We start from the raw sequence: 24,274 nt of genomic DNA, 5'->3' as shown, positions 1-24,274 counted from the left end.
AAGGGAGTCGGCGCCGGGGCGTTGACTCCGGTCACCGGGGGTGCGGATGATCCGGGCCATGGCGACCGACGCAGGCGACCCGGCATCCCGCTCCGGCCCCGGCACCCGTTCCTCCAAGGACCCCGGCCTCGGGACCGGCCGGCGCCCCGGACCGCGTTCCGGACCGCGTTCCGGCTTCCCGGACGGTTTCCTGTGGGGCGTGTCGACCTCGGCCCACCAGATCGAGGGCGCCGCCGAGGAGCGCGAGCCGTCGGTGTGGGACGTGTTCACGGCCCGGCCCGGCCGGGTGAAGGACGGCTCCACGGCGGCCGTGGCCTGCGACCACTGTCACCGCTACCGCGAGGACGTGGCGCTGCTCGCCGGCCTGGGCGTGGACGCGTACCGCTTCTCCGTGTCCTGGCCGCGGGTGAACTCCCCCGGCGGACTCGGCTTCTACGACCGTCTGGTGGACGAACTGTGCGCGGCGGGCGTGCGTCCCGTCCCGACCCTCTTCCACTGGGACCTGCCCGCCGACCTCGACTGGCTGGACCGGGACACCGCGGGGCGGTTCGCCGAGCACGTGTCCGTGGTCGCGGACCGCCTCGGCGACCGGGTCACGAAGTGGATCACCCTCAACGAACCGGCGGAGCACACCCTGCTCGGGCACGCCCTGGGCGCCCACGCCCCCGGCCGCCGGCTCCTCTTCGACGCCCTCCCGGCCGCCCATCACCAGCTCCTCGCCCACGGCCTGGCGGTGCGGGCGCTGCGCGCGGCCGGGGCGCGGGACATCGGCATCGCCAACTCCCACTCCCCCACCTGGCCGGCGTCCGGCGACCCGGCGGACGTGGCGGCGGCGGAGTTCTACGACCTCCTGCTCAACCGCCTCTTCTCCGACCCCGTCGTCCTCGGCGTCTACCCCGAGGGGCTCGGCGAGCTGATGCCGGGGGACGTGGCGGCGGACCTGGAGGTGATCTCGGAGCCCCTCGACTGGTACGGGGTCAACTACTACGCCCCGGCCCGGGTGGGCGCACCCCAGGAGAAGGAGACCGAGTTCGGCGGCCTCACCCTTCCACCGGAACTCCCCTTCTCGCTGCGGGAGATCGAGGGGCGCCCGGTGACGGACTTCGGCTGGCCGGTGGTCCCCGAGGCCCTGACGGAGACCCTCACGGGGCTCTCCGCCCGCTACGGCGACCGGCTGCCGCCCCTGGTCGTCACCGAGAACGGCTGCTCGTACGAGGGGCTCGACGACCAGGACCGCATCGCCTACCTGGACGCCCACATCGACGCCCTGCGCGCGGCGCTGGAGGCGGGCGCGGACGTGCGCGGCTACTTCGTCTGGTCGCTGATGGACAACTTCGAGTGGGCGGAGGGCTACGCCCGCCGCTTCGGCCTGGTCCACGTCGACTTCACGACGCAGAAGCGCACGCCGAAGGCGTCGTACCACTGGTTCCGCGAGCGCGTGGCCGCCGCACGGGGCTGACCGCCGCCCGGCGCGGGGCCGGGCGGGGACGGTCAGAAGCCGAGCTTGCGCAGCTGCTTGGGGTCGCGCTGCCAGTCCTTGGCGACCTTGACGTGCAGGTCGAGGAAGACCGGGGTGCCCAGCAGCGCCTCGATGTGCTTGCGGGACTTGATGCCGACCTCCTTCAGCCGCTTGCCCTTGGGGCCGATGATGATGCCCTTCTGGCTGGGCCGCTCGATGTAGAGGTTGGCGTGGATGTCCAGGAGCGGCTTGTCGGCGGGGCGGTCCTCGCGCGGGAGCATCTCCTCCACGACCACCGCGATGGAGTGCGGCAGCTCGTCGCGGACACCCTCCAGAGCGGCCTCGCGGATGAGCTCCGCGATCATGACCTGCTCGGGCTCGTCGGTGAGGTCGCCCTCGGGGTAGAGGGCGGGGCCCTCGGGCAGCAGCGGGACGATCAGGTCGGCCAGCAGGTTCACCTGCTTGTCGCCGACCGCCGACACCGGCACGATCTCCGCCCACTCGAAGCCCAGCTCCTTGCCCAGCTGGTCGATGGCGATGAGCTGCTCGGCGAGGGTCTTGGAGTCCACCAGGTCCGTCTTGGTGACGATCGCGACCTTGGGGGTCTTCTTGATGCCCGCCAGTTCCTTGGCGATGAAGCGGTCGCCGGGACCGATCTTCTCGTTGGCCGGCAGGCAGAAGCCGATCACGTCGACCTCGGCCCACGTGGTGCGCACGACGTCGTTGAGGCGCTCGCCGAGCAGCGTGCGCGGCTTGTGCAGTCCGGGGGTGTCCACCAGGATCAGCTGGGCGTCGGGCCGGTGCACGATGCCGCGGACCGTGTGCCGCGTGGTCTGCGGCTGGTTCGCGGTGATGGCCACCTTCTGCCCGACCAGAGCGTTCGTGAGGGTGGACTTGCCCGCGTTGGGGCGGCCCACGAAGCACGCGAAGCCTGCGCGGTGGACGGCTTCGCCCGACTGCTCGGATGACTGGGTACGAACGCTCATGGCGTTCATTCTCCCTGATTCGCGAGCGCGTGCCGCACCAGGCGTCCGGACCGTGCCCGGACCGCGGCCCCGCGGTGCCCGGCCCGTGAGGTTCCGGAAACCCGGCCGCGACGAAACGTCACCGAAACACACCTGTACGCAACCGGAAACCGGCGGCCGTGACCCTCTGACGAACCCCCCACACCGTTGGAGACGCCCGTGCCCCTCGCCGCCCACGTCGACACCGGCGACACCGCCTGGCTCCTCGCGGCCACCGCCCTCGTCCTGCTGATGACCCCGGGCCTGGCCCTGTTCTACGCGGGCATGGTCCGCACGAAGAGCGTCCTCAACATGCTGATGATGAGCTTCGTGTCGATCGCTCTGGTCACGGTGGTGTGGCTGGCGGCCGGCTACTCCCTCGCCTTCGGCGGCGACGCCTTCGCGGGCCTGATCGGCGGCCTCGGCCACGCCGGGATGGCGGGCATCGGTCCCGGCAGTGTGCACGGCACGGTGCCCACCCTGCTGTTCGCCACCTTCCAGCTCACCTTCGCGATCATCACGGCGGCCCTGATCAGCGGCGCGGTGGCGGACCGCGCGAAGTTCTCGGCGTGGCTGGTCTTCGTGCCGGTCTGGACCCTGCTGGTATACGTTCCGGTCACCCACTGGGTGTGGGGGCCCGGCGGCTGGATCATGGAGCGGCTGGGCGCGCTGGACTTCGCGGGCGGCCTGCCCGTCGAGATCACCTCGGGCGCCTCGGGCCTGGCCCTGTGCCTGGTCCTGGGCCCGCGTATCGGCTTCAAGCGTGACGCGATGCGGCCGCACAGCCTCCCGATGGTGGTGCTCGGCGCCGGTCTGCTCTGGTTCGGCTGGTTCGGGTTCAACGCGGGTTCCGCGCTCGGCGCGAACGGCCTCGCCGCGGCCGCGTTCCTGAACACCCTGGCCGCCGGCTGCACCGGCCTGCTCGGCTGGCTCTTCGTCGAGCAGCGGCGCGACGGCCACCCGACCACCCTGGGCGCCGCCTCCGGCGCGGTGGCCGGCCTGGTCGCGATCACCCCGTCCTGCGGCACGGTCTCCCTGCTCGGCGCGCTGGTCGTGGGCCTGGCCGCGGGTGTCGTCTGCTCCTACGCCGTGGGCTGGAAGTTCCGGCTGGACTACGACGACTCCCTGGACGTCGTGGGCGTCCACCTGGTCGGCGGTGTCATCGGCACCCTGCTGATCGGGCTGTTCGCCGAGAAGGCGATGACCGGCGGCGCGCAGGGCCTCTTCTACGGCGGCGGGCTCGCCCCGCTGGGCAGGCAGCTGGTCGCGGTGCTCGCGGTGGGCGGATACGCGTTCGCGGTGACGTACGGGCTCGGCAGGCTGCTGCACCGGGTGATGGGCTTCCGGGCGAGCGAGGAGCAGGAGTACACCGGCCTGGACCTTACGGTGCACGCCGAGTCCGCTTACGATCACGGGGTCCTGGGCCATGGCGCCCCGGTCGGCCACTCCCTCGCCCACTCCGTCGCCCAGAAGGTCGAGCGCCAGGCATGAAGCTCATCACCGCGATCGTCAAGCCCCACCGTCTGGACGAGGTCAAGACCGCGCTCCAGGAGCTCGGCGTGCACGGCCTGACCGTGACCGAGGCCAGCGGCTACGGCCGCCAGCGCGGCCACACCGAGGTCTACCGGGGCGCCGAGTACCGTGTCGACCTGGTCCCGAAGGTCCGCATCGAGACCGTGGTGGAGGACGCGGTGGCCGACGAGGCGATCGACGCGATCGTGGCCGCCGCCCATACCGGCAAGATCGGCGACGGCAAGGTGTGGTCGGTCCCGGTGGAAACGGTCGTCCGCGTCCGCACAGGAGAACGCGGCCCGGACGCCCTGTAGCCCGGGCCCCCGTCCCCTCATCGACCGCCCGGGCCCCGGCCCGGTCCCCTCTCGGCCGACCGAGTCACCATCCGGGCCGGTCCCCTCACAACCGACCGCGTCGCCGTCCCGGCCCGGCAGCTGCCCGGCCGGGGCCGTCATCCTCCCCGGGCACTCTCGGCCGACCGGGCCGCCACCCCGCCCGGGCACTCCCGGCCGGCCAGGCCGCCACCCCGCCCGGGCGCCTCTCGGCCGGCCGGGACGGGGGGTGTGGTGGGTGAGAGACCCGGGGGTCCCGGGGGCGGAGCCCCCTGGCCGCCTCAGCCCGCGGAGACGGTCCCCCGCACCACCCCGTCCGGCGAAGCCACCAGCACCCGCGTCCCCGCACCCCCGAGATCGGCCACCGCCGCCAGATCCTCCGCCGCGACCCCCTCCACCTCACTGACCACGGCCGCCGCCTCCAGCGACTTCGCCCCGGACGCCACCGCCATCGCGACAGCCGTCCGCAGGGCACTCAGCTCCAGCGACGCCAGCGAGACCGACCCCGCGACATACGTGCGCCCGGTCTCGTCCCGTACGGCCGCCCCCTCGGGCACCCCGTTGCGGGCCCGCGCCGAACGCGCCAGCGTGACGATCTTGCGGTCCTCGGGATCAAGTTCGTTGCTCTCGCTCATGCCCAGAGCATACGAACCCGCGCCAGGTCCTCAACCGGCCACGGGATACATGGCCCCCCGCCGCCCCTCCGCGGACGCCAGCCACTCCAGCTTCGCCGCCGTGTTCGCCTCCTCCAGCGGCGTGTGCAGCACGATGGACAGATCGGGCCGCGCCGGTATCCGCATCGCCGTCGACTCCACCACCAGCAGCCCGGCGAGCGGATGCTCCAGCTCCTTGCGGATCTGCCCCGGGTCCTCGATGTCCCGCTCGGCCCAGATCCTGCCGAACTCGGGGCTGAGCGCCGTCACTTCGGCGAGCACCGCCCGGAAGCCCTCGTCGTCGGGGTTCGCCGCGCACGCGGCCCGGAACTGGGCGACGACCGTCCGGGCGTTGCGCTCCCAGCTCGCGCTGCGCGACCGGTACAGCGGGTCGGCGAAGAAGTCGACGAGGCAGTTCTGCGTGCCGTCGCGCCGCATGCCCAGGACCACCGCGGCGGCCTCGTTGTACATCACGCAGTTGTAGTACCGGTCCATGATGTGGGCCGGATACGGCATCCAGGTGTCGATCAGCCGTCGCAGCCCGTCGCACATGTCCCGCCTGCCGGGCGCCACTTCGGGCGCGGGCGGGTTCAGCCCGGCCAGTACGTACAGATGCCGGCGCTCGGCGTCGCTCAGCCGCAGCACCCGGCCGACGGCGTCCAGGACCTGCGGGGAGACGGAGATGTCCCGGCCCTGCTCCAGCCACTGGTACCAGGAGGCGCCGACCCCCGCGAGCACGGCGACCTCCTCCCTGCGCAGTCCGGGCGTACGCCGCCGCGCCCCGCCCAGCGGCAGACCGGCCTCCTCCGGTGCGACCCGGGCGCGCCTGCTCATCAGGAACTCCCGCAGTTCGCTGCGCCGTTCGCTCCTCGCCGTCCCCGGCGTCCCCGCAGCGCTCACGTCCCGACTCCCCCTCGTCGCCTGTCTGGTGGTGCCACCACCACCATAAGTTCCGACTCCCCACGCTTGTTCCGGCCGCACGAGGCTGTTGCCATGGCGATCGAGACCACCACCCGGCCAGGCGTCCGCCAGGACGCGTCACCCGACACCTCCCGGCTGTCGACGCGCGACAAGCTCGTGCTGATCGTGCTGTGCGCGGCCCAGTTCATGGTCGCGCTGGACTTCTCGGTGCTGAACGTGGCACTGCCCCGGCTCGGCGCCGACCTCGGCATGAGCCCCTCGGCCCTGCAGTGGGCCGTCACCGCGTTCGCACTCCCCTCCGGCGGCTTCCTGCTGCTCTTCGGCCGCGTCGGCGACCTGTACGGCCGCCGCGGGCTGTTCCTCACCGGTCTGGCCCTGTTCGGCGCGGCCTCGCTGCTGGCGACGCTCGCCTGGGACCCGGCGACCTTCCTCACGGGCCGCGCGCTGCAGGGGCTCGGCGCGGCGGCGATCGTGCCGTCCGGCATGTCCCTGCTGACCACGACCTTCCCCGAGGGTCCGGCCCGCGAGCGCGCCCTCGGCATCTCCGGCACGCTGCTGTCGCTGGGCTTCACGACCGGCATGGTCGCGGGCGGTGTGCTGACCGAAGCGCTCGGCTGGCGTTCCACGATGGCTCTGCTCACGGTGTTCGCCCTGCTCGTGCTGCCGCTCGCGCCGGGCCTGCTGCCGAAGTCCCTCCCCCGGGGCCGCGAGGACGGCGGAGGCGCCTCTGCCCAGGACCGCCCCCGTCTGGACGTGCCCGGCGCGGTCACCGTCACCGCGGGCCTGCTGTCCCTGATCTACGGCCTGTCCACGGCCGCCGACCACGGCTTCGGCCGCGCGGACGTCATCGCGACGACGGCCGCCGGGCTCGTGCTGCTGGCCGCGTTCACCCTGGTCGAGTCCCGTACGGCGACCCCGCTGGTCTCCCTGTCCATGCTGCGCCGCCGCACGGTGGCGTGGGGCAACCTGGGCGGACTGGTCACCTTCTCGATGATGTCGACGGTGGTCTTCGCCCTGACCCTGTACCTGCAGGAGATCCTGCGTCTGTCGGCCTTCGAGACGGGTCTGGTCTTCGGCCTCCAGGGCGTGCTGTCCGCGTTCGCCGGCACCCGTGCCGCGAGGGTCATCGGCCGGTTCGGCGCCCGCCGCACCCTGGTCGGCTCGCTGGCCGGGCAGGGCGCGCTGGTGGCGTCCCTGCTCCTGCTGGACGACGGCGCCTGGTCGGTGTGGCTCGCCGCGGGTGCGGTGTCGCTGGCGAGCATGTGCCACCTGGGTGCGATCGTCTCGTACGGCGTCACCGTCACCTCGGGTGTCCCGGACGCGGAGCAGGGTCTGGCCACCGGTCTGGTGACGTCCACCCAGCAGGTCGGCATCACCGTCGGCATCCCGCTGCTGGGGGTGCTCGCCACGACCTCCCGCGACCTGCTGTCCGGCGTCCACACCGTTCTCGCCCTGGACGCGGCGCTCACCCTCGTCGCGGCCGCCGCGATCGGGCTGGGGCTGCGCCGGGGCCGGCCGGAGGTCTGAACGGTCCCGCGCCGCACGGCCGGACGCCCCACGGGCGGTCCGGCCCCGCGGCGCGTCCGGACGTGTCCAGGAGCCTCAGGGCCGGTCCAGCCGCAGCCGCTCCGCCCTCGGCAGGCCGGCGACGACGAGGTCGTAGGAGTCCTCGACCAGTTCGCGGACGAGCCGGCCGGGCAGGGCGCCGTCGACCGTCACGGTGTTCCAGTGCCGCTTGTTCATGTGCCGGCCAGGGACGATCAGGCCCGCGTGCTCGGCGCGGAGCCGGACCGCGTCCTCGGGGTCGCACTTGAGGTTGGCCGTCAGGGGCCGCGCGCCCAGGTTCGTGAGGGCGAACATCTTGCCCAGGACCTTGAAGACGGAGGTCTCCGGGTTGAACGGGAAGTCCTCCACCACCGCCTCGAAGGACAGGCACAGGGCGCGCAGCTCCTGGGGGGTCACTCGCCGTCCCGCTTCTCCGCGGGGCCGCCGGACGGCTCCACCAGCACGGTGACGATCTTGTTCCGGCGTCCCGCCGCCGCTTCCGCCGTCAGCTTCAGGCGGCGCTCGTCGGGCAGTTCGACCTCGGCGTACGCGCCCGCGATGGGCACGCGGCCGAGCGCCTTGGCGAGCAGACCGCCGACGGTCTCCACGTCCTCGTCGTCGTACTCGTCGAGGCCGTACAGCTCGCCGAGGTCGGTGATGTCCAGGCGGGCGTTGACCCGGAAGCGGTCGTCGCCGAGGTCCTCCACGGGCGGAATCTCCCGGTCGTACTCGTCGGTGATCTCGCCGACGATCTCCTCCAGGATGTCCTCGATGGTGACGATGCCCGCGGTGCCGCCGTACTCGTCGATGACGACGGCGACGTGGTTGCGTTCCTTCTGCATCTCGCGCAGCAGGTCGCCGGCGTTCTTGGTGTCGGGCACGAAGACGGCCGGGCGCATCGCGGTGGAGACCAGGTCGCTCTCGGACTCCCGGTTGATGTGCGTCTTGCGGACCAGGTCCTTGAGATACACGATCCCGACGATGTCGTCCTCGCTCTCGCCCGTCACCGGGATCCGGGAGAACCCGGAGCGCAGCGCGAGGGTGAGGGCCTGCCGGATGGTCTTGTACCGCTCGATGACGATCAGGTCGGTGCGCGGCACCATCACCTCGCGCACCAGGGTGTCGCCGAGTTCGAAGACCGAGTGCACCATGCGGCGCTCCTCGTCCTCGATCAGCGACTCCTGCTCGGCGAGGTCGACCAGCGCGCGCAGCTCCGCCTCGGAGGCGAACGGGCCGCGCCGGAAGCCCTTGCCGGGGGTGAGCGCGTTGCCGATGAGGATCAGCAGCGAGGGCACCGGGCCCATGATCCGGGCGAGCGGCAGCAGCACGTACGCCGCCACGGTCGCCGTGTTGAGGGGGTGCTGGCGGCCGATGGTGCGCGGGGAGACGCCGACGGCGACGTAGGACACCAGGACCATGACGCCGATGGCGACCAGGAGCGCTTCCCAGGTCTGCGAGAACGCGCGCAGGCAGCCGTACGTCACCAGGGCCGCCGCCGCCATCTCGCAGGCGACCCGGACGAGCAGGGCGACGTTGACGTAACGGGTGGGGTCGGCGGCGACCTGGGCCAGCTTGGCGCTGCCGCGCCGGCCCGACTTCACGGCCTCGTCGGCCCGGAAGCTGGAGACGCGCGCGATGCCCGCCTCCGCGCAGGCGGCGAGCCAGGCGACGACGACCAGCGCGATCGCCCCGAGAACGATCTGCGGACTCATACGCCCCTCTTACGAGACGGTCGGCGCCGGGGAGGGCCCGGTCATGCCGCGCTCGGCCCGCCACCCGTCGACGATGGCGGCCTGGAGACCGAACATCTCGGCCTTCTCGTCGGGCTCCTCGTGGTCGTACCCGAGCAGGTGCAGCACGCCGTGGACGGTGAGCAGCTGGAGCTCCTCGTCCATGGAGTGCTGCGTGGGCGCCTCGGCCCCCTGCCGGGTGGCGACCTCCGGGCACAGCACGATGTCGCCGAGGAGTCCCTGCGGGGGCTCCTCCTCGTCCTTGGTGGGCGGCCGCAGCTCGTCCATCGGGAACGACATGACATCCGTGGGGCCGGGCAGGTCCATCCACTGGATGTGCAGCTGCTCCATGGCGTCGGCGTCCACGACGATCACCGAGAGCTCGGAGAGCGGGTGGATGCGCATCCGCGCGAGCGCGTAGCGGGCGATGTCGAGGATCGCCTGCTCGTCGACCTCGGTTCCGGACTCGTTGTTGACGTCGATCGACATGGTGGTGCCGTGTCTCTACTTCCCCTTGTGCCCGGTCCGGCCCCGGCCGCCCTTGTGGGAGCCGTTCTCCGTACCGTGCGTGCTGTCGTACTGCTCGTACGCGTCGACGATACGTCCCACCAGCTTGTGCCGTACGACGTCCTGGGACGACAGGCGGGAGAAGTGCACGTCGTCGACGCCCTCCAGGATCTCCTGCACCTGGCGCAGACCGCTCTTGGTGCCGTTCGGCAGGTCGACCTGCGTCACGTCACCGGTGATCACGATCTTCGAGTCGAAGCCGAGCCGGGTGAGGAACATCTTCATCTGCTCGGGGCTGGTGTTCTGGGCCTCGTCCAGGATGATGAAGGCGTCATTGAGGGTTCTGCCGCGCATATATGCCAGCGGGGCGACCTCGATGGTGCCCGCCGCCATGAGGCGCGGGATCGAGTCCGGGTCCAGCATGTCGTGCAGCGCGTCGTACAGCGGGCGCAGGTAGGGGTCGATCTTCTCGTAGAGCGTGCCGGGCAGGAAGCCGAGGCGCTCGCCGGCCTCCACCGCGGGGCGGGTGAGGATGATCCGGTTGACCTGCTTGGACTGCAGGGCCTGCACGGCCTTGGCCATGGCCAGGTAGGTCTTGCCGGTACCGGCGGGGCCGATGCCGAAGACGATCGTGTGCTTGTCGATCGCGTCGACGTAACGCTTCTGGTTGAGCGTCTTGGGACGGATCGTGCGGCCGCGCGAGGAGAGGATGTTCTGCGTGAGCACCTCGGCCGGGGTCTCCGGACCGTCGCTCGTCCCTTCCTCGCTCGCCTTCAGCATGGCGATCGAGCGTTCCACTGCGTCCTCCGTCATCGGCTGACCGGTGCGGAGCACCAGCATCATCTGGTCGAAAACACGCTGGATCAGGGCGACTTCCGCCGGACCGCCGACCGCGCTGATCTCGTTGCCCCGGACATGGATGTCGGCCCCCGGGAAGGCCTTCTCGATCACACGCAGGAGGGAGTCGCCGGACCCGAGGACCGTGACCATGGGGTGCTGGGCGGGGACCGTGAACTGTGCTCTCGCCTGCTCCTGCGCGGAGGTACGAGCTGTGGGTGTCTGAGTCATGGGCCGGCGCTGTAGGCCTGCGGTTCCTCCTCGTCACGGCCGCGTAGCTGAGGGCGGCCTCGCACTGTCCAGGGTACGACGGGGCACGGGCGGGACCGTAGGAGTTTTCGACAGCCCCGCACGCCCCGCGCGGCACGGTCCGCGAGGGGTCAGGAGGACCGCCGGAAGCCGATGGTCGGGACCGCCCGCCGCAGCGGCCACGGCCGGTCCAGCTCCCGGGGGACGAGGGTCTCCAGGAACGCGTACCGCCGCAGGGCGGCGGGGTCCTGCCCCTCCACCTCCTGCACCCTGCGCCACCACGCGCCGATCTCGGACCAGCCCGGCGCCGACAGCGATCCGCCGAACTCCTGCACCGACAGGGCCGCCGTGAGACCGGCGAAGGCCAGCCGGTCGGCGAGCGGCCAGCCGGCCAGGGTCCCGGTGACGAATCCGGCCACGAAGACGTCCCCGGCCCCGGTCGGATCGAGCGCCTCGACGGCGATCGCGGGCACCTCGGCGGCCTCCCCGGTCCGCCGGTCCACCGCGTACGCCCCGTCGGAACCGAGCGTGACGACGGCCACCGGGACGTGCGCGGTCAGGGCGTGCGCGGCGGCCCGGGGGCAGTCCGACCGGGTGTAGCGCATGGCTTCCTCGGCGTTGGGCAGGAACGCCTCGCAGTGCTCCAGGTCGGCGAGTCCGGCCAGGTCCCAGCGCCCGGTCTCGTCCCAGCCGACGTCGGCGAAGATCCGGGTGCCCTCCCGTGCGGCCTGGGCGATCCAGGGGGCCCGCGACCCCGGGGTGAGCGAGGCGACGGCGGCCCGTGCCGGGGGCGGGCAGTGCGGCACCGTCTCCTCCGGCGGCGGCTCGTGGCCGTGGGAGACCATCGTCCGCTCGCCCTCGTAGGCCATGGAGACCGTGACCGGCGAGTGCCAGCCGGGCACCGTCCGCGAGGGCGTCAGATCGATGCCCTCGCCCTGTTCGAGCGCGTCCCAGCAGTACTCGCCGTAGTGGTCGTCCCCGAAGGCGGCCGCGAGGGAGGTCCGCAGGCCGAGCCGGGCGAGGGCGGCGGCCATGTTGGCGACCCCGCCGGGGCTGGAGCCCATCCCGCGCGCCCAGGACTCGGTGCCGCGCACGGGCGCCGACTCCAGGCCGGTGAAGATGATGTCGAGGAAGACCGGGCCGGTGAGGTAGACGTCCCAGGGCGGATCGCCGGGCGCGCGCAGGGCGGCCAGCGGATCGAGCTGGGCCTCGCGGCGTGCTGCCTGGGTGAGGTGTTCCGGTTCCTCTCCGGCGATCGCGTGGGACGGGGTCACGGTGCGCTCCCTGACGTGGTGCGGATCCGGCCAGTGTGCACCACCGTCCGCCCCGCGTCCGGGCTCGCGCACCGGGAGTTGTCGCCCCCGCGGGCCCGCGCGGCTACCAGCGCGGCATCGCGGGGGTGCGCCAGCGGGGGTCGGCCGCCCGCATGGCCGCGGCGTCGTCGCGGTCGCGCATCGTCCCGTCGTCCTCGGCCCAGCGCCGGTGGAGCCGGGCCAGTTCGTCCCGGTCGAGTTCGACGCCGAGTCCGGGCGCGTCGGACACGGCGACCCGGCCGCCGGTGAATTCGATCCGTTCGGTGAGGACGTCCTCGGACTGCCAGGGGTAGTGGGAGTCGCAGGCGTGGTGGAGGTCCGGCACGGTGGCCGCGACCTGGGTCATGGCGGCGAGGCTGATGCCGAGATGGGTGTTGGAGTGCATGGACACCCCGACGCCGAACGCGGCGCAGATCGCGGCGAGCCGGCCGGTGTTGCGCAGTCCGCCCCAGTAGTGGTGGTCGGAGAGCACCACCTGGACGGCGTCCGCGGTGAAGGCCTCCCTGATCTCGCCGAAGGTGGTCACGCACATGTTGGTGGCGAGGGGCACGGAGGTGCCGGCGGACACCTCGGCCATGGCGGCGGTGCCCAGGGCCGGGTCCTCCAGGTACTCGAGGACTCCGGCGAGTTCGGCGGCGACCTTCAGCGAGGTCGGCACCGACCAGGCGCCGTTGGGGTCGAGCCGCAGGGGGTGCCCGGGGAATGCCTCGGCGAGGGCGCGTACGGCCGCAATCTCCTCGTCGGGCGGGAAGACGCCGCCCTTGAGCTTGAAGGAGGTGAATCCGTACCGCTCGGTGAACTCCTGTGCCTGGGCGACGATTCCGGCCGGGTCCAGGGCGGCGCCCCACTCGTCGGGCTCGCAGGGGACGCCCTCGGGGTGGCCGGCCCACTTGTAGAAGAGGTAGGCGCTGTACTCGACCGAGTCGCGGACCTTGCCGCCGAGCAGGGCGTGCACGGGCAGTCCGAGCGCCTTGCCCTGGGCGTCGAGGCAGGCGACCTCGAAGGCGGACAGCACGGACAGCCGCAGCTTGTCGGCGTTCTGGACGCCCCGCAGTCCGCCCGCGTCGAGGGTGTCCGCGACCCGGCTCTCGTCCACGGCGAGGTCGAGCGCGAACAGGCCGTTCACATCCATGACCGACCGTCCGGGCAGCAGGGCGGCCAGGGAGCGGGCCGGCTCCAGGTACCTGGCGTCGCCGTAGGTCTCGCCGAGTCCGGTGACCCCGTCGGCCGTCACGACCTCGACGATCAGTCGCGGGGTGTAAGGCTGGTGCACGCCCTGGGTGTTGAGCAGGGGCGCGTCGGCGACCAGGATCGGGGTCAGCCGTACCTCGGTGATGGTCAGGTCGCGGGTCACGGGGCGGCTCCTCTGCGGTCATGTATGAGAACCGAGGCTAGATACGCGAACGACGAGCCGTCAATGGGGCGCCGGGCGCGCGGCAGGGGCGGACGTGAGGGCCGGGAGCGGGAGACCGGGAGCGGGAGGCCGGGAGCGGGAGGCCGGGAGCCGGGGAAACGCGAAGAACCCCACCCCGCACGGAGCGGGATGGGGTTCTGCTGGAGCGCCGGGCAGGCCTTGCACCTGCATTTCCCCGCAGGAAGCGGGGCGTCTTTCCTTGGACCACCAACGCATTGTCAGGTTCCGGGAGTTCCGGCGACCTCGACGTGGTCAACCATAGCGCATCCGGAGCCCGATGTGATCATCCGACGGGGAGGCCGACCGGTACGCCGAGCGGTCGGGCGTGCTCTTCTACCCGGACTTCCGCACCACAAACCACATGTGACCCACATCACTGCCGTCCGGCTTCTTCTCGAACCGCGTGCTTGATACAACTTGCTCGCGCGTTCCCGTCGTTCGACGGCCGACGCCCTTCCCCCACCTCTTCCGAGCCGCTCCCTGCGAGCGCTCCTTCGCCTGCCCCGGGAACGCCCGTGTCCGCCCCCCGCTCCCTCCCCTGGCCCCTCGTCGCCCTGTTCACGGCCGGATATCTGGCCTCCTACCTGCTGCCCACCACGGTCGGCAGGCTCGACGCGGGACTTCCCCTCTCCGCCACCCAGGCCGGCGCCATCGGCAGTGCCCTGCTGCTGAGTTCGGCGACGGCCGGCTTCCTGCTGGCCTCGCGTGTCGACCGGACCGGGGCGCGCACCCTGGCCCGGCTGGGGCTGACCCTCGCGGCCGCCGGCTACGGCGGCGCGGCCCTCACCGGGTCCGTGCCCGCCGTCGTCGCGGGCGCGGTGATCGGCGGCCTGGGGTCCGGCACGGTCAACGCGGTCGCCGTGAGCGGCATCGCGGGCCGGCCCGACCCGCACCGGATCACCACGCTCGGCCTGCTCTGCGTCTCCGCGCTCGCGGGCGCCCTGTACCTGACGATCCCCCGGCTCGGTCCCGGACACGGGCTGCCGCTCGCCGCGATCGCGCTGACCGCGCTCGCCGTCTGGCCGCTCACCGGCCGGCTGCCCGCCCGGACCGTTCCGGCCCGCGCGACGGACGCGGCGGGGGGCCGGCTGCCGCATCCGCGGGCCGGACTGCTGCTCGCCTGCGCGATGCCCCTGTGGTCCCTGGGACAGAACTCCCTGTGGGGGGTCAGCGGCCGCATCGGCCTCGTCCAGGCGCACCTCACGGAGGTCACCGTCGGCGCGGTGTTCGCGGTCGCGCTCGGCGCCGGGCTGCTCGGGGTCGTGGGCGCCGGCGTGGCCGGACCGCGCCTCGGCCGGGCGCTGCCGATCGGCCTCGGCACGGCGCTCATCGCGGTCTGCGTGTGGGTCAGCGCGTCGGCCACCGGTCTGCGGTCCTTCGCGGCCGGCGAGATCGCCTGGAACCTGCTCTACCCGGTCGTGCTCTCGTACGTCATCGGGCTCGCGGCCTCCCTGGACCCGCGCGGCCGGTGGGCGGTGCTGGTGGGCGCGGCGTCCTCGCTGGGGACCGCGGCGGGCCCGCTGACCGGGAGCCTGCTCGCGGCACGGGCCGGCTTCCCGGTCATGGGCGAGGTGCTGGCCGCCGTACTGGTGGCGGTCGCGGTGCCCATGACCGCGGTGGCGCTCCGGACGCGCAGGCGGCCGCTGCCTGCCGTGGAGGTCGTGGAGGTCACCCTCCAGCCCGCCGCGGCGCCCTCCCCCGCCGGCTACGGCACCGCGGACGCCGGCGTGAGGACGGCGGCGACGGCCGCGCCGGCCGGCCGGGGCGCCTACGAGGCAGCCGGTCCGAACGTGTACGCGTCGACCTCGGCGAGGTAGCGGGCCCGGCGCTCCTCGTCGTCCTCCAGGAAGGAGGCGAGGAAGGAGTTGCGGGCCAGCTCGCGCAGCCGGTCCTCGCTCAGGCCGAGGGTCTCGCGGACGGCGTCGAAGTTGTCCCCCGCGTAACCGCCGAAGTAGGCCGGGTCGTCGGAGTTGACCGTGCAGAGCAGGCCGGCGTCCAGCATCGCGGGCAGCGGGTGGTCGGCGAGCACGTCGACGGTGCGCAGCCGGACGTTGGACAGCGGGCACAGGGTCAGCGGGATCCGCTCCCGGACCAGCCGCTCGACCAGCGCCGGGTCCTCCATGCAGCGCAGGCCGTGGTCGACGCGCTCCACGCCGAGCACGTCCAGGGCCTCGGTGATGTACTCCGGCGGGCCCTCCTCACCGGCGTGCGCGACACGGCGCAGGCCGAGGGCGGCGGCGGCCTCGTACACCTCGCGGAACTTCACCGGCGGGTGCCCGACCTCGGCCGAGTCCAGGCCGATGCCGGTGATCCGGTCGAGGTGGGGCTTGGCCAGGTCCAGGGTGCGCAGCGCCGACTCGGCGGACTCGTCGCGCAGGAAGCAGAGGATCAGCCGGGTGGAGACGCCGTGGTTCTCCTCGCTGCTGCCGAGCGCCCGCCACAGCCCGTCCACGACCGTGCCCATGTCCACGCCGCGGGCGAGGTGCGCCTGCGGGTCGAAGAAGATCTCCGCGTGCCGTACGCCCTGCGCGGCGGCGCGGGCGAGGTAGGCGTCGGCGAGGTCCTCGAAGTCCTGCTCGGTGCGCAGGACGGCCATCAGCTCGTAGTACAGGTTCAGGAAGGACTGGAGGTCCTCGAACCGGTAGGCCTCGCGCAGTTCTTCGGTGTCCGCGTAGGGCAGCGTGACGCCGTTGCGCTCGGCGAGCCGGAAAGCCAGCTCGGGCTCGAGGGTGCCTTCGATGTGGAGGTGCAGTTCTGCTTTCGGGAGGGGCATCAAAGCATCGTACGACCCTGTACCTGGGCTTTCATCCACGCTTGGGCAGCGGCACGCGCTGGAGGTCGTGCGCCACGGTCAGCTCGCCCTCGAACCCGGCCGCGCGGGCCTGCCGTTCGAACTCGGCCGGGTCGGAGTAGCGCTGGCTGAAGTGGGTCAGCACGAGGTGCCGCACCCCGGCGTCGCGGGCCACCGCCGCGGCCTGCCCGGCGGTCAGGTGGCCGTGATCGGCGGCGAGGCGGGCGTCCTCGTCGAGGAAGGTGGACTCGATGACGAGCAGGTCGCAGCCCTCGGCGAGCGCGTGGACGCCGTCGCAGAGCCGGGTGTCCATGACGAACGCGAACCGCTGTCCGCGCCGCACCTCGCTCACCTCGTCGAGGGTCACGTCCCCGAGCCGGCCCTCGCGCTGGAGGCGGCCCACGTCCGGCCCGCCGATGCCGTGCGCGGCGAGCCGTCCGGGCAGCATGCGGCGGCCGTCGGGCTCGGTGAGCCGGTAGCCGTAGGACTCGACGGGGTGGGACAGCCTGCGGGCCTCCAGCGTGTACGACGGGGTCGCCGCGAGGGTGCCGTCCGCGTCGACCGGCGCCTCGGTGAGCGCGACCGTCTCCCGGTAGGCGGTGGCGTACCGCAGCCGGTCGAAGAAGCGCTGCCCGGAGCGCGGGTAGTGCGCGGTGACCTCGTGCGGGACCTGGTCGAGGTTGATCCGCTGGATGACCCCGGCGAGGCCGAGCGAGTGGTCGCCGTGGAAGTGCGTGACGCAGATCCGGTTCAGGTCGTGGGCGGCGACCCCGGCGCGCAGCATCTGCCGCTGGGTCCCCTCACCGGGGTCGAAGAGGATGCCCTCGCCGTCCCAGCGCAGCAGGTAGCCGTTGTGGTTGCGGTGCCGGGTCGGGACCTGGCTCGCGGTGCCGAGGACCACCAGTTCACGTACGGACACGGCGACCTACCCGGGGGGCCATTCGAGGCCGCGGCCGCCGAGGACGTGCGCGTGGGCGTGCCAGACGGTCTGTCCGGCGCCGCTGCCGGTGTTGAAGACGGTGCGGTAGCTGTCGAGCTTCTCGCCCGCGGCGACCTCACCGGCCTCGCGCAGCACGTCTCCCGCGATCGCCGGCTCGGCCGCGGCGAGGGAGGCGGCGTCCCGGTAGTGGACCTTGGGGATCACCAGGATGTGCGTGGGCGCCTGGGGGTTTATGTCCCGGAAGGCGACGGTGGTGTCCGTCTCGCGGACGATCGTCGCCGGGATCGTACCCGCGACGATCTTGCAGAACAGGCAGTCGTCCTGCGGTTCTCCCGCCATTGCGCTGCGCTCGCTTTCGCCGGTGATCGTGTACGGGGCATGGTAGTCGGTCGGGTACGGGCGGGCGGGGGGCCGGTCGCGCCCACGCGGCGGAGCCGCGGACCGGTACAGCCCCGCGCCCCCCCCTTTTCAGGTGGGGAGCGTGGGCGGTGTCTTCGGGGGCCGCTCCTCCAGTGCTTCCAGGGCGAGCCTGATCGCTTCGTCGAGTTGGGGGTCGTCGCCCGCGGCCCAGTCCTGCGGGGTCTGGGGGACCTCCACGTCCGGGTCGACGCCGTGGTTCTCCACGTCCCAGCCGTACCCCTCCAGCCAGAAGGCGTACTTGGGCTGAGTGACCAGGGTGCCGTCGACCAGGCGGTAGCGGCTGTCGATGCCGATGACGCCGCCCCAGGTGCGGGTGCCGACGACCGGTCCGATGCCGAGGGCGCGGATCGCGGCGTTGACGATGTCGCCGTCGGAGCCGGAGAACTCGTTGGCGACGGCGACGACGGGACCGCGCGGGGCGTCCTGCGGATAGCTGTAGGGCCGTCTGCCGCGGGGCAGGTCCCAGCCGACGATGCGGCGGGCCAGCTTCTCCACGACGAGCTGCGAGGTGTGGCCGCCGCGGTTCTCGCGCACGTCGACGACGAGCCCCTCGCGGGCCACCTCCACGCGCAGGTCGCGGTGGATCTGGGCCCAGCCGGGCGCCTGCATGTCCGGCACGTGCAGATAGCCGAGACGGCCGCCGGACCTCTCGTGGACGTGGGCCCGCCGCCCGGCCACCCAGTCGTGGTAGCGCAGGGGTTCCTCGTCGGCGAGGGGGACCACCACCGCGTGCCGGGGCTCGCCCCCGCCCGCGGGCGAGACGGTCAGCTCGACGGGCTTGCCCGCGGTGCCGGTCAGCAGCGGCCCCGGCCCCGTGACCGGGTCGACGGGCTGCCCGCCGACCGCGATGACCGCGTCCCCGGGGCGTACGGCGACGCCGGGCGCGGCCAGCGGGGAGCGGGCGTCCGGGTCGGAGGTCTCGGAGGGGAGGATGCGGTCGACGCGCCAGTGGCCGTCGCCGTGCCGGGAGATGTCGGCGCCGAGCAGGCCCTGCCGGGGGCCGTTGCCGTAGGCGCCGTAGGGGACGACGTAGGCGTGCGAGGTGCCGAGTTCGCCCTGCACCTCCCACAGCAGGTCCACGAGGTCGTCGTGGGTGGCGAGGCGGGCCAGCAGCGGCCGGTAGCGCTCCAGGACGCCGTCCCAGTCGACGCCGCCCATGTCCGGGCGCCAGAAGTTGTCCCGCATGACGCGGCCCGTCTCGTCGTACATCTGCCGCCATTCGGCGGCCGGGTCGACGGTCTGCCGGATCCGGGACAGGTCGACGGTGATGTTCGAGTCGCTGTCCTCGTCGTCGGAGCCGCGCCGGTCGGCGGGGACGACCTTGAGCCGGCCGTCGGTTCGCAGCAGCACCCGCTTGCCGTCGCCGCTGACCTCGAAGTGGTCGGCGTCGGCGGCGAGATGCTCCAGGCGCTGCTGGGCGAGGTCGTAGCGCTCCAGCTCGGTCTTGGGGTCGGGGGCGTCGGGCGTGGCCCGGGTGGCGCCGAGCACGCCGCGCACGGGGTGACGCAGCCACAGGACGCCGTCCTTGGCGGCGCGCAGGTTGGTGTAGCGGGCGGCCTCGACCGGGAAGGGCACGATGCGGTCGGCGAGCCCGTCGAGGTCGACGCGGGTCGCCGGGGCGCCCTCGGCGTCGGGGGTCTCGTCCTTGTCCGGGGTGCCGAAGGGCCGGCCGTGCCGCTGCGGCCCGAACGGGGACGGCGTGGTCGCGGCGAGGGTGATCAGGTGGGGGCGGACGCCCTCCACGAAGGCCAGGTCGAAGACGTGCTCGTCGTAGACGGGGTCGAAGGCGCGGCTGGAGAGGAACGCGAGGTGCTTGCCGTCCAGGGTGAAGGCGGGCGCGTAGTCCTGGAAGCGCAGCGGGGTCGCCTCGGTGACCGACAGGTCGGTGGTGCGGGCGATGCGGAGCTGGGAGAGCGGGCGGGGGCCGGGGTGGGCCCAGGCGAGCCACGCGGAGTCGGGCGAGAACGCCAGGCCGGTGATGTCGCCGTGTTCGCTGCGGTCGGCCTCGCGGACCTCGCCGGTCTCGCGTTCGACCAGCAGCAGCCGTCCGTCGTGCGAGGCGACGGCGGCCCGGCTGCCGTCGGGGGCCATGGCGAGCGCCAGCACCCGGCCGAGCTGTCCGGCGGCCAGGCGGCGCGGGACGGCGCCGGGGAGCAGGCCGGTGGCGGGGGCGAACTCCAGGGCGTCGTCGCCCTCGGCGTCCGTCACCCACACCACCCATTCCTCGCCGTCGGCGCGGAAGACGCGCGGCAGCCGGGCCCGGACGCCGGGCTGCGCGGCGAGCGCGCGGGCCGGGCCGGAGCGGTGGGTGACCCAGTGGACGGCGCCGCGCACGGCGACCGCGCTGCCGCGCCCGGTGTGGTCGGGGGCGGCGGCGCCGAACCAGCGGGCCGCGGCGACGGGATGGGGCTGGAGGTCCACGCGCGGGCCGCCGAGCCTGATGTCGAGCCGGCGCGGCCGGGCGTCCGTCAGGTCGTCCAGGATCCACAGGTCGCCGGCGCTGGCCCAGACGACGCGGCTGCCGTCCCCGGCGGCGTGCCGGGCGTAGAAGCCGCCGCCGCTCCCGGCGCCCGGGGTGTCCCCGAGGGGGGTGTGGCGGCGCAGGCCGGTGCCGTCGGCGAGGGAGGAGTACAGGGCGCCGGTGCCCTCGTGGTCGGAGAGGAAGGCGATGCGGTCGCCGACCCAGAGGGGGTTCTCGATGTTGCCGTCGAGGTCCGGGTGCAGCCGGGTGAACGTGCCGTCGCCGTCCCGGTCGATCCAGAGCCTGCCCGCGGTGCCGCCCCGGTACCGCTTCCACGCGGCGGCCTCGCGGCCCATGGTGGCGGACAGCAGCACGGTGTGCGGACCGTGGGCGACGTCGCCGACCGGGCCGTAGGGCAGGGTGGTGGCCGGTCCGCCGTCCAGAGGGACGGCGCGGGCCCAGGTGCGGCGCGAACTGGGCTGGCCCTGGGTGCTGATGGCGAGGACCCGGCCGTCCGGGGTCCAGCCGCGCACCTGGGTCCGCGCGCTCCCCCAGTACGTGAGGCGCCGGGCGGGTCCGCCGGCGACGGGGGCGATGTGCACCTCGGGGGCGCCGTCGCGGGTGGAGGTCCAGGCGAGGGTGGTGCCGTCGGGGGATATCCGGGGGTGGTCCACCGGCACGTTGTCGGCGCCGGCCCGCCAGGCACGGCCGCCGTCCAGCGGCGCCAGCCATACGTCGTCCTCGGCGACGAAGGTCACCAACTCGCCGTGCACGTGCGGGAATCGGAGGTAAGCGGAACTCTCAACGCCGTGCGTGGAAGCGCCCTTGGTCACTCGGTCACCTTACGCGCGGGGCCCTTCGCGGGGGGCCCGGTTGCCGGATCACTTGCCTTCGACGGGCCAGCAGGTCGGATCGCCCTTGCACCACAGGGTGCGGGTGACGGTGACCGTCACGGTGGGCTCGGGTCCCGCCGGGGGCCGGTAGGTGGCGGGCGGGGTGAACGCGGGCGCGGGGGTGGCGTCGCAGTCGCCGAGACCGTTCACGTGGAAGACCCGGCGGCCGCCGACCGTGGCCGTGAGACTGCCGCGCACGCAGGCCCCGTCGACGGCCCGGGTGACCCTGCCGGTGACGGTGATCTTCTTGCCGTCCCGGGTCTGCCCCAGGCAGTCGACGGAGACGGTGGTGCTCTCCGTCGGCGTGGGCGACCCGCCGATGGTGCGGCCCTTGTCGCCGTAGCCGCCGGTGCAGTTCAGCCAGTCCACGTCGACGTGCTGCCGTTTCAGCGCGTCGGTCGCGGTCCTGTCGGTGGTGTACGCCACCGAGGCCGAGCCGAGCCCGCCCGGCTCGCAGGCCACCGCCCCGCCCGCGGCCAGGGCCGCGAGTCCCGCCGCGGCCGCCGCTCGCGCGGGCCGCCTCCGACACCAGATCCGCCTCAATGCCCCCATGGACGGCAGAGTGCCACCGGCACACGCGCGGCGGAAGGCCACATATGGCCACTCACCCGTTCGAAATACCACCCACAAGGGCGCACCCGATGATCTAGCGTCGCCCCATGCGCGACACACGGAGACTCAGACGTCTGGTCGGCCCGGACGGTGTGCTGTACCGCTGGCGGGTGCGGCACCGGCACACCGCGGGATCGGACTGCCGCGAGGTGCTGACGCTGTACCGCGACGGCGTCCCGCTGCGGATCGTGTTCCGCGCGGGCCCCGGACGGGTCGCGGGCGGCGGCTACCCGGGCCACACGGGGCTGGTGTTCGACGCTTCGGACCACCAGGCCAACCTGTACGAGCCCGGCGTCGTCAGGGCGTTCCTCGACGAGGCGCTCCGGCGCGGTGTCCCAGCCGGCCGGGCTGCCGAGCTGGACGGGTGGGAGCTGCTGCCCGCCGTCGCGGTCAGCCGCGCAGCAGGAGCCACTCCTGGAGCTCCACCAGATTGCCCTCCGGGTCCTTGAGGTGGGCCACGCGCATGCGGTCGGTCATGAGAGCCGGGCCGCGGAGCAGGGTCGCGCCGCGGGAGGTGATCTGCTCGCAGTAGGCGTCGAGGTCGTCGACGCGCAGCACGACCAGGGAGCGGTGTCCGGTCGCGGTCCCGCCCAGTTCGTCCAGGACCTCGCTCATCATCGCGCGGTCCTGCAGCGCGATCCCGGCGGACCCGGCGTGCGGGCTGAGCTTGTCGTACGGCCCCTCGGCCGCCCCCGACTGGGGCGTGAGGCCGAGGACCTCGGCGTAGAAGCGGTAGCAGGCGGCGAAGTCGGTGACGAGGAGCCGCACTTGGGCGAGTTCCATCGCGTGCCCCCTCAAGGCCGGGACCACCGGCCGGTGCGGCCGAGCAGCAGGGCCGCGGCGGCGGTGCCGGCGGTGGAGGTGCGCAGGACGGAGGGGCCGAGCACGTGGGCGCGGGCGCCCGCCTCCTCGAAGAGGGCCAACTCGTCGCGGGACACGCCGCCTTCGGGACCGACGACCAGCACGATCTCGCCCTTGGCGGGGAGTTCGGCGGTGGCCAGCGGGCTGCTCTCGTGCTCGAAGTCGGAGTGCAGCACGGCGGCGAAGTCGGCCCGGGCGAGAAGTGCCGCCACCTGCTTGGTCGTCGCGGTGTCCGCGACCTCGGGGAAGCGGACCCGGCGCGACTGCTTGCCGGCCTCCCGTGCGGTGGCCCGCCACTTGCCGAGGGCCTTCAGTCCGCGGTCGCCCTTCCACTGGGTGATGCAGCGGGCGGCCTGCCAGGGCACGATCGCGTCGACGCCGACCTCGGTCATCGTCTCGACGGCGAGTTCGCCCCGGTCGCCCTTGGGCAGCGCCTGGACGACGGTGATGCGCGGGGCGGGCTCGGGCTCCTCGGCGACGGACGTGGGGCGCACGACCAGCCGGTCCTTGCCCTCGGCGGCGACCACCTCGCACACCGCGTAGCGCCCGGCGCCGTCGGTGAGGACGACCTCCTCCCCGGGCTGGAGCCGCTTCACCGAGACGGCGTGCCGCCCCTCGGGTCCGTCCAGTACGAACTCGGGCCCGACGACGTCGAGTCGGTCCACCACGAACACAGGCGCGGTCATCGCGCTTCACCTCCGGCCGGCAACACTGTCCTGGCGTCGGCCAGTTCGGCCGCCAGTACCCTCACAAGTTCTCCGGCCGGCAGCGCGCGGGCCATCCGGTGCCCCTGTCCCGCGAACAGCGACATGGCCTGCGCGTCCCCGGCCTCGGCGGCGGCCTTGCGCAGCGGGCCGGTCAGGTGGCCGACCTCGGGGTAGGCCGCGGGGGCGTACGGGCCGTGCTCGCGCAGGAAGCGGTTGACCAGGGCGCGGGCCGGGCGTCCGGTGAAGGCGCGGGTCAGCTCGGTGCGCGCGTACAGGGGGTCGGTGAGCGCCTGCTTGTGCAGGGCGTGCGCGCCGGACTCCGGGGTGGGGACGAAGGCGGTGCCCAGCTGGGCCGCGCAGGCGCCGGCGGCGAGGACGGCGGCGATCTGGGCGCCCCGCATGATGCCTCCGGCCGCCACGACCGGGATGTCCACGCTCTCCCTGATCTGGGCGACGAGGGACAGCAGGCCGATGCCGGCGCCGTCGTTCTCCGGGGTGTCCCGGTGGGTGCCCTGGTGGCCGCCCGCCTCGATCCCCTGGGCGATCACCGCGTCCGCCCCGGCCCGCCGCACGGCGAGGGCCTCCTCGACGGTGGTGGCGGTGACCAGGGTGAAGGTGCCGGCCCGGCGCAGCGCGTCCAGCGTCTCCGGGCTCGGCACACCGAAGTGGAAGGAGACGGCGGGCACCGGGCTGTCCAGCAGCACGGCGAGCTTGACCTCGTAGCCGTCGTCCCGGCCGCTGTCGGGATCGCCCAGCCCGGTTCCGTACCAGGCGGCCTCGCCGGCCAGCTGCTCGGCGTAGAGCTCGACCGCGCCGGACTCGGCGTGCTCCGGCTGCGGCATGAACACGTTCACGCCGAAGGGGCGGTCGGTGAGGCCGCGCAGCTGCTTGATCTCCTGGTACATCCCGTCGGCCGTCTTGTAGCCGGCGGCGAGGAAGCCCAGTCCCCCGGCGTCGGACACCGCGGCGGCCAGCCGGGGTACCGAGACACCGCCCGCCATGGGCGCCTGCACGATCGGCAGGGGGAGGAGACCGGACGGAACGGAGGACATGACCGCATGGTGTCATGTCCTCCGGACAAGTCCGAATCGGGCACCGGGTGCCTTACGGCAC

General features: G+C 73.4%; 23 protein-coding genes. 6 read left to right on the top strand and 17 right to left on the bottom strand.

What is annotated here, in order from left to right; all coding sequences use genetic code 11:
- The first annotated feature begins 58 nt into the window (after positions 1-58).
- Positions 59-1,459: a GH1 family beta-glucosidase gene (locus tag ACIPRD_RS18820; RefSeq protein WP_401564347.1), complete on the top strand. Its 1,401-nt coding sequence runs from the start codon at positions 59-61 to the stop codon at positions 1,457-1,459.
- A 32-nt stretch (positions 1,460-1,491) separates the two neighbouring features.
- Here the strand turns inward: ACIPRD_RS18820 and era are convergent, their stop codons facing one another.
- Positions 1,492-2,454, bottom strand: coding sequence for a GTPase Era (gene era, locus ACIPRD_RS18815; RefSeq protein WP_401564344.1), 963 nt, complete (start codon positions 2,452-2,454; stop codon positions 1,492-1,494).
- A gap of 189 nt (positions 2,455-2,643) precedes the next feature.
- Between era and ACIPRD_RS18810 the strand changes: the two genes are divergently transcribed.
- Both ACIPRD_RS18810 and ACIPRD_RS18805 read left to right on the top strand, forming a co-directional pair.
- Entirely contained in the window at positions 2,644-3,954 is a 1,311-nt protein-coding gene (locus tag ACIPRD_RS18810) for an ammonium transporter (protein WP_401564341.1), read from the top strand.
- The gene (locus tag ACIPRD_RS18805) at positions 3,951-4,289 is read left to right on the top strand and encodes a P-II family nitrogen regulator (RefSeq protein ID WP_356397579.1); all 339 of its coding nucleotides are present in this window, start codon (positions 3,951-3,953) and stop codon (positions 4,287-4,289) included. Before ACIPRD_RS18810 ends, ACIPRD_RS18805 begins: the two co-directional genes overlap by 4 nt.
- Before the next feature lie 299 nt (positions 4,290-4,588).
- Here ACIPRD_RS18805 and ACIPRD_RS18800 read toward each other — a convergent pair whose 3' ends face one another.
- Both ACIPRD_RS18800 and ACIPRD_RS18795 read right to left on the bottom strand, forming a co-directional pair.
- The gene (locus ACIPRD_RS18800; RefSeq protein WP_401564338.1) at positions 4,589-4,942 is read right to left on the bottom strand and encodes a cytidine deaminase; all 354 of its coding nucleotides are present in this window, start codon (positions 4,940-4,942) and stop codon (positions 4,589-4,591) included.
- Positions 4,943-4,972: 30 nt separating this feature from the next.
- Positions 4,973-5,794 carry a helix-turn-helix transcriptional regulator gene (locus ACIPRD_RS18795; protein WP_356399067.1) on the bottom strand — a complete coding sequence of 274 codons (822 nt, stop codon included), beginning with the start codon at positions 5,792-5,794 and terminating at the stop codon, positions 4,973-4,975.
- Positions 5,795-5,953: 159 nt separating this feature from the next.
- Here ACIPRD_RS18795 and ACIPRD_RS18790 point away from each other — a divergent pair, with 159 nt between their 5' ends.
- Positions 5,954-7,408, top strand: a complete 1,455-nt coding sequence (locus ACIPRD_RS18790) for an MFS transporter (protein ID WP_401564335.1) — start codon at positions 5,954-5,956, stop codon at positions 7,406-7,408.
- A gap of 75 nt (positions 7,409-7,483) precedes the next feature.
- On the opposite strand, the gene ACIPRD_RS18785 is transcribed toward ACIPRD_RS18790, so the two are convergent.
- The 6 genes from ACIPRD_RS18785 to ACIPRD_RS18760 all read right to left on the bottom strand — a co-directional run bounded on the left by ACIPRD_RS18785 (position 7,484) and on the right by ACIPRD_RS18760 (position 13,416).
- Complete coding sequence (locus tag ACIPRD_RS18785; protein ID WP_401564332.1) at positions 7,484-7,843, bottom strand: MmcQ/YjbR family DNA-binding protein; 360 nt, start codon at positions 7,841-7,843, stop codon at positions 7,484-7,486.
- Complete coding sequence (locus tag ACIPRD_RS18780) at positions 7,840-9,138, bottom strand: hemolysin family protein (RefSeq protein WP_356397566.1); 1,299 nt, start codon at positions 9,136-9,138, stop codon at positions 7,840-7,842. Before ACIPRD_RS18780 ends, ACIPRD_RS18785 begins: the two co-directional genes overlap by 4 nt.
- Positions 9,139-9,147: 9 nt before the next feature.
- Entirely contained in the window at positions 9,148-9,645 is a 498-nt protein-coding gene (gene ybeY, locus ACIPRD_RS18775) for an rRNA maturation RNase YbeY (protein WP_356397564.1), read from the bottom strand.
- A gap of 15 nt (positions 9,646-9,660) precedes the next feature.
- Positions 9,661-10,731, bottom strand: coding sequence for a PhoH family protein (locus tag ACIPRD_RS18770; protein ID WP_356397561.1), 1,071 nt, complete (start codon positions 10,729-10,731; stop codon positions 9,661-9,663).
- A 149-nt stretch (positions 10,732-10,880) separates the two neighbouring features.
- Complete coding sequence (locus tag ACIPRD_RS18765; RefSeq protein WP_401564329.1) at positions 10,881-12,023, bottom strand: carbohydrate kinase family protein; 1,143 nt, start codon at positions 12,021-12,023, stop codon at positions 10,881-10,883.
- Between the two features lie 103 nt (positions 12,024-12,126).
- On the bottom strand, positions 12,127-13,416 hold the full coding sequence (locus tag ACIPRD_RS18760; protein WP_401564327.1) for a glucarate dehydratase family protein: 1,290 nt from the start codon (positions 13,414-13,416) through the stop codon (positions 12,127-12,129).
- 575 nt (positions 13,417-13,991) lie between these two features.
- Between ACIPRD_RS18760 and ACIPRD_RS18755 the strand changes: the two genes are divergently transcribed.
- Positions 13,992-15,293 carry an MFS transporter gene (locus tag ACIPRD_RS18755; protein WP_401564324.1) on the top strand — a complete coding sequence of 434 codons (1,302 nt, stop codon included), beginning with the start codon at positions 13,992-13,994 and terminating at the stop codon, positions 15,291-15,293.
- Here the strand turns inward: ACIPRD_RS18755 and ACIPRD_RS18750 are convergent.
- The 5 genes from ACIPRD_RS18750 to ACIPRD_RS18730 form a co-directional block, all read right to left on the bottom strand.
- Positions 15,245-16,249: an adenosine deaminase gene (locus ACIPRD_RS18750; RefSeq protein WP_356397553.1), complete on the bottom strand. Its 1,005-nt coding sequence runs from the start codon at positions 16,247-16,249 to the stop codon at positions 15,245-15,247. The two genes, ACIPRD_RS18755 and ACIPRD_RS18750, sit on opposite strands and share 49 nt — an antisense overlap.
- 31 nt (positions 16,250-16,280) lie before the next feature.
- Positions 16,281-17,186: a ribonuclease Z gene (locus ACIPRD_RS18745; RefSeq protein WP_401564322.1), complete on the bottom strand. Its 906-nt coding sequence runs from the start codon at positions 17,184-17,186 to the stop codon at positions 16,281-16,283.
- Between the two features lie 6 nt (positions 17,187-17,192).
- Entirely contained in the window at positions 17,193-17,546 is a 354-nt protein-coding gene (locus ACIPRD_RS18740) for a histidine triad nucleotide-binding protein (protein ID WP_356397548.1), read from the bottom strand.
- Between the two features lie 129 nt (positions 17,547-17,675).
- Positions 17,676-20,849 (bottom strand): S41 family peptidase, encoded by a 3,174-nt coding sequence (locus tag ACIPRD_RS18735; RefSeq protein WP_356399063.1) that lies wholly within the window; start codon positions 20,847-20,849, stop codon positions 17,676-17,678.
- A 120-nt stretch (positions 20,850-20,969) separates the two neighbouring features.
- Positions 20,970-21,533 (bottom strand): hypothetical protein, encoded by a 564-nt coding sequence (locus ACIPRD_RS18730; RefSeq protein WP_401564320.1) that lies wholly within the window; start codon positions 21,531-21,533, stop codon positions 20,970-20,972.
- A 107-nt stretch (positions 21,534-21,640) separates the two neighbouring features.
- Here ACIPRD_RS18730 and ACIPRD_RS18725 point away from each other — a divergent pair, with 107 nt between their 5' ends.
- Entirely contained in the window at positions 21,641-22,042 is a 402-nt protein-coding gene (locus tag ACIPRD_RS18725; RefSeq protein WP_356397544.1) for a hypothetical protein, read from the top strand.
- Here the strand turns inward: ACIPRD_RS18725 and ACIPRD_RS18720 are convergent.
- Genes ACIPRD_RS18720 through ACIPRD_RS18710 form a run of 3 tightly spaced genes read right to left on the bottom strand, consistent with a single transcriptional unit; the run spans position 21,984 to position 24,213 of the window.
- Positions 21,984-22,376, bottom strand: a complete 393-nt coding sequence (locus ACIPRD_RS18720; RefSeq protein ID WP_356397541.1) for a VOC family protein — start codon at positions 22,374-22,376, stop codon at positions 21,984-21,986. The genes ACIPRD_RS18725 and ACIPRD_RS18720 overlap by 59 nt on opposite strands.
- A gap of 11 nt (positions 22,377-22,387) precedes the next feature.
- Positions 22,388-23,140, bottom strand: a complete 753-nt coding sequence (locus ACIPRD_RS18715) for a 16S rRNA (uracil(1498)-N(3))-methyltransferase (RefSeq protein ID WP_356397538.1) — start codon at positions 23,138-23,140, stop codon at positions 22,388-22,390.
- The gene (locus ACIPRD_RS18710) at positions 23,137-24,213 is read right to left on the bottom strand and encodes a nitronate monooxygenase (RefSeq protein ID WP_356397535.1); all 1,077 of its coding nucleotides are present in this window, start codon (positions 24,211-24,213) and stop codon (positions 23,137-23,139) included. Before ACIPRD_RS18710 ends, ACIPRD_RS18715 begins: the two co-directional genes overlap by 4 nt.
- Positions 24,214-24,274 lie beyond the last annotated feature (61 nt).

It is taken from the genome of Streptomyces sp. NPDC090108, from assembly GCF_044747185.1.
Lineage (GTDB): Bacteria > Actinomycetota > Actinomycetes > Streptomycetales > Streptomycetaceae > Streptomyces.
Note: the sequence above shows the minus strand (reverse complement) of the source record. Positions and strands in the feature narration are given on the sequence as shown.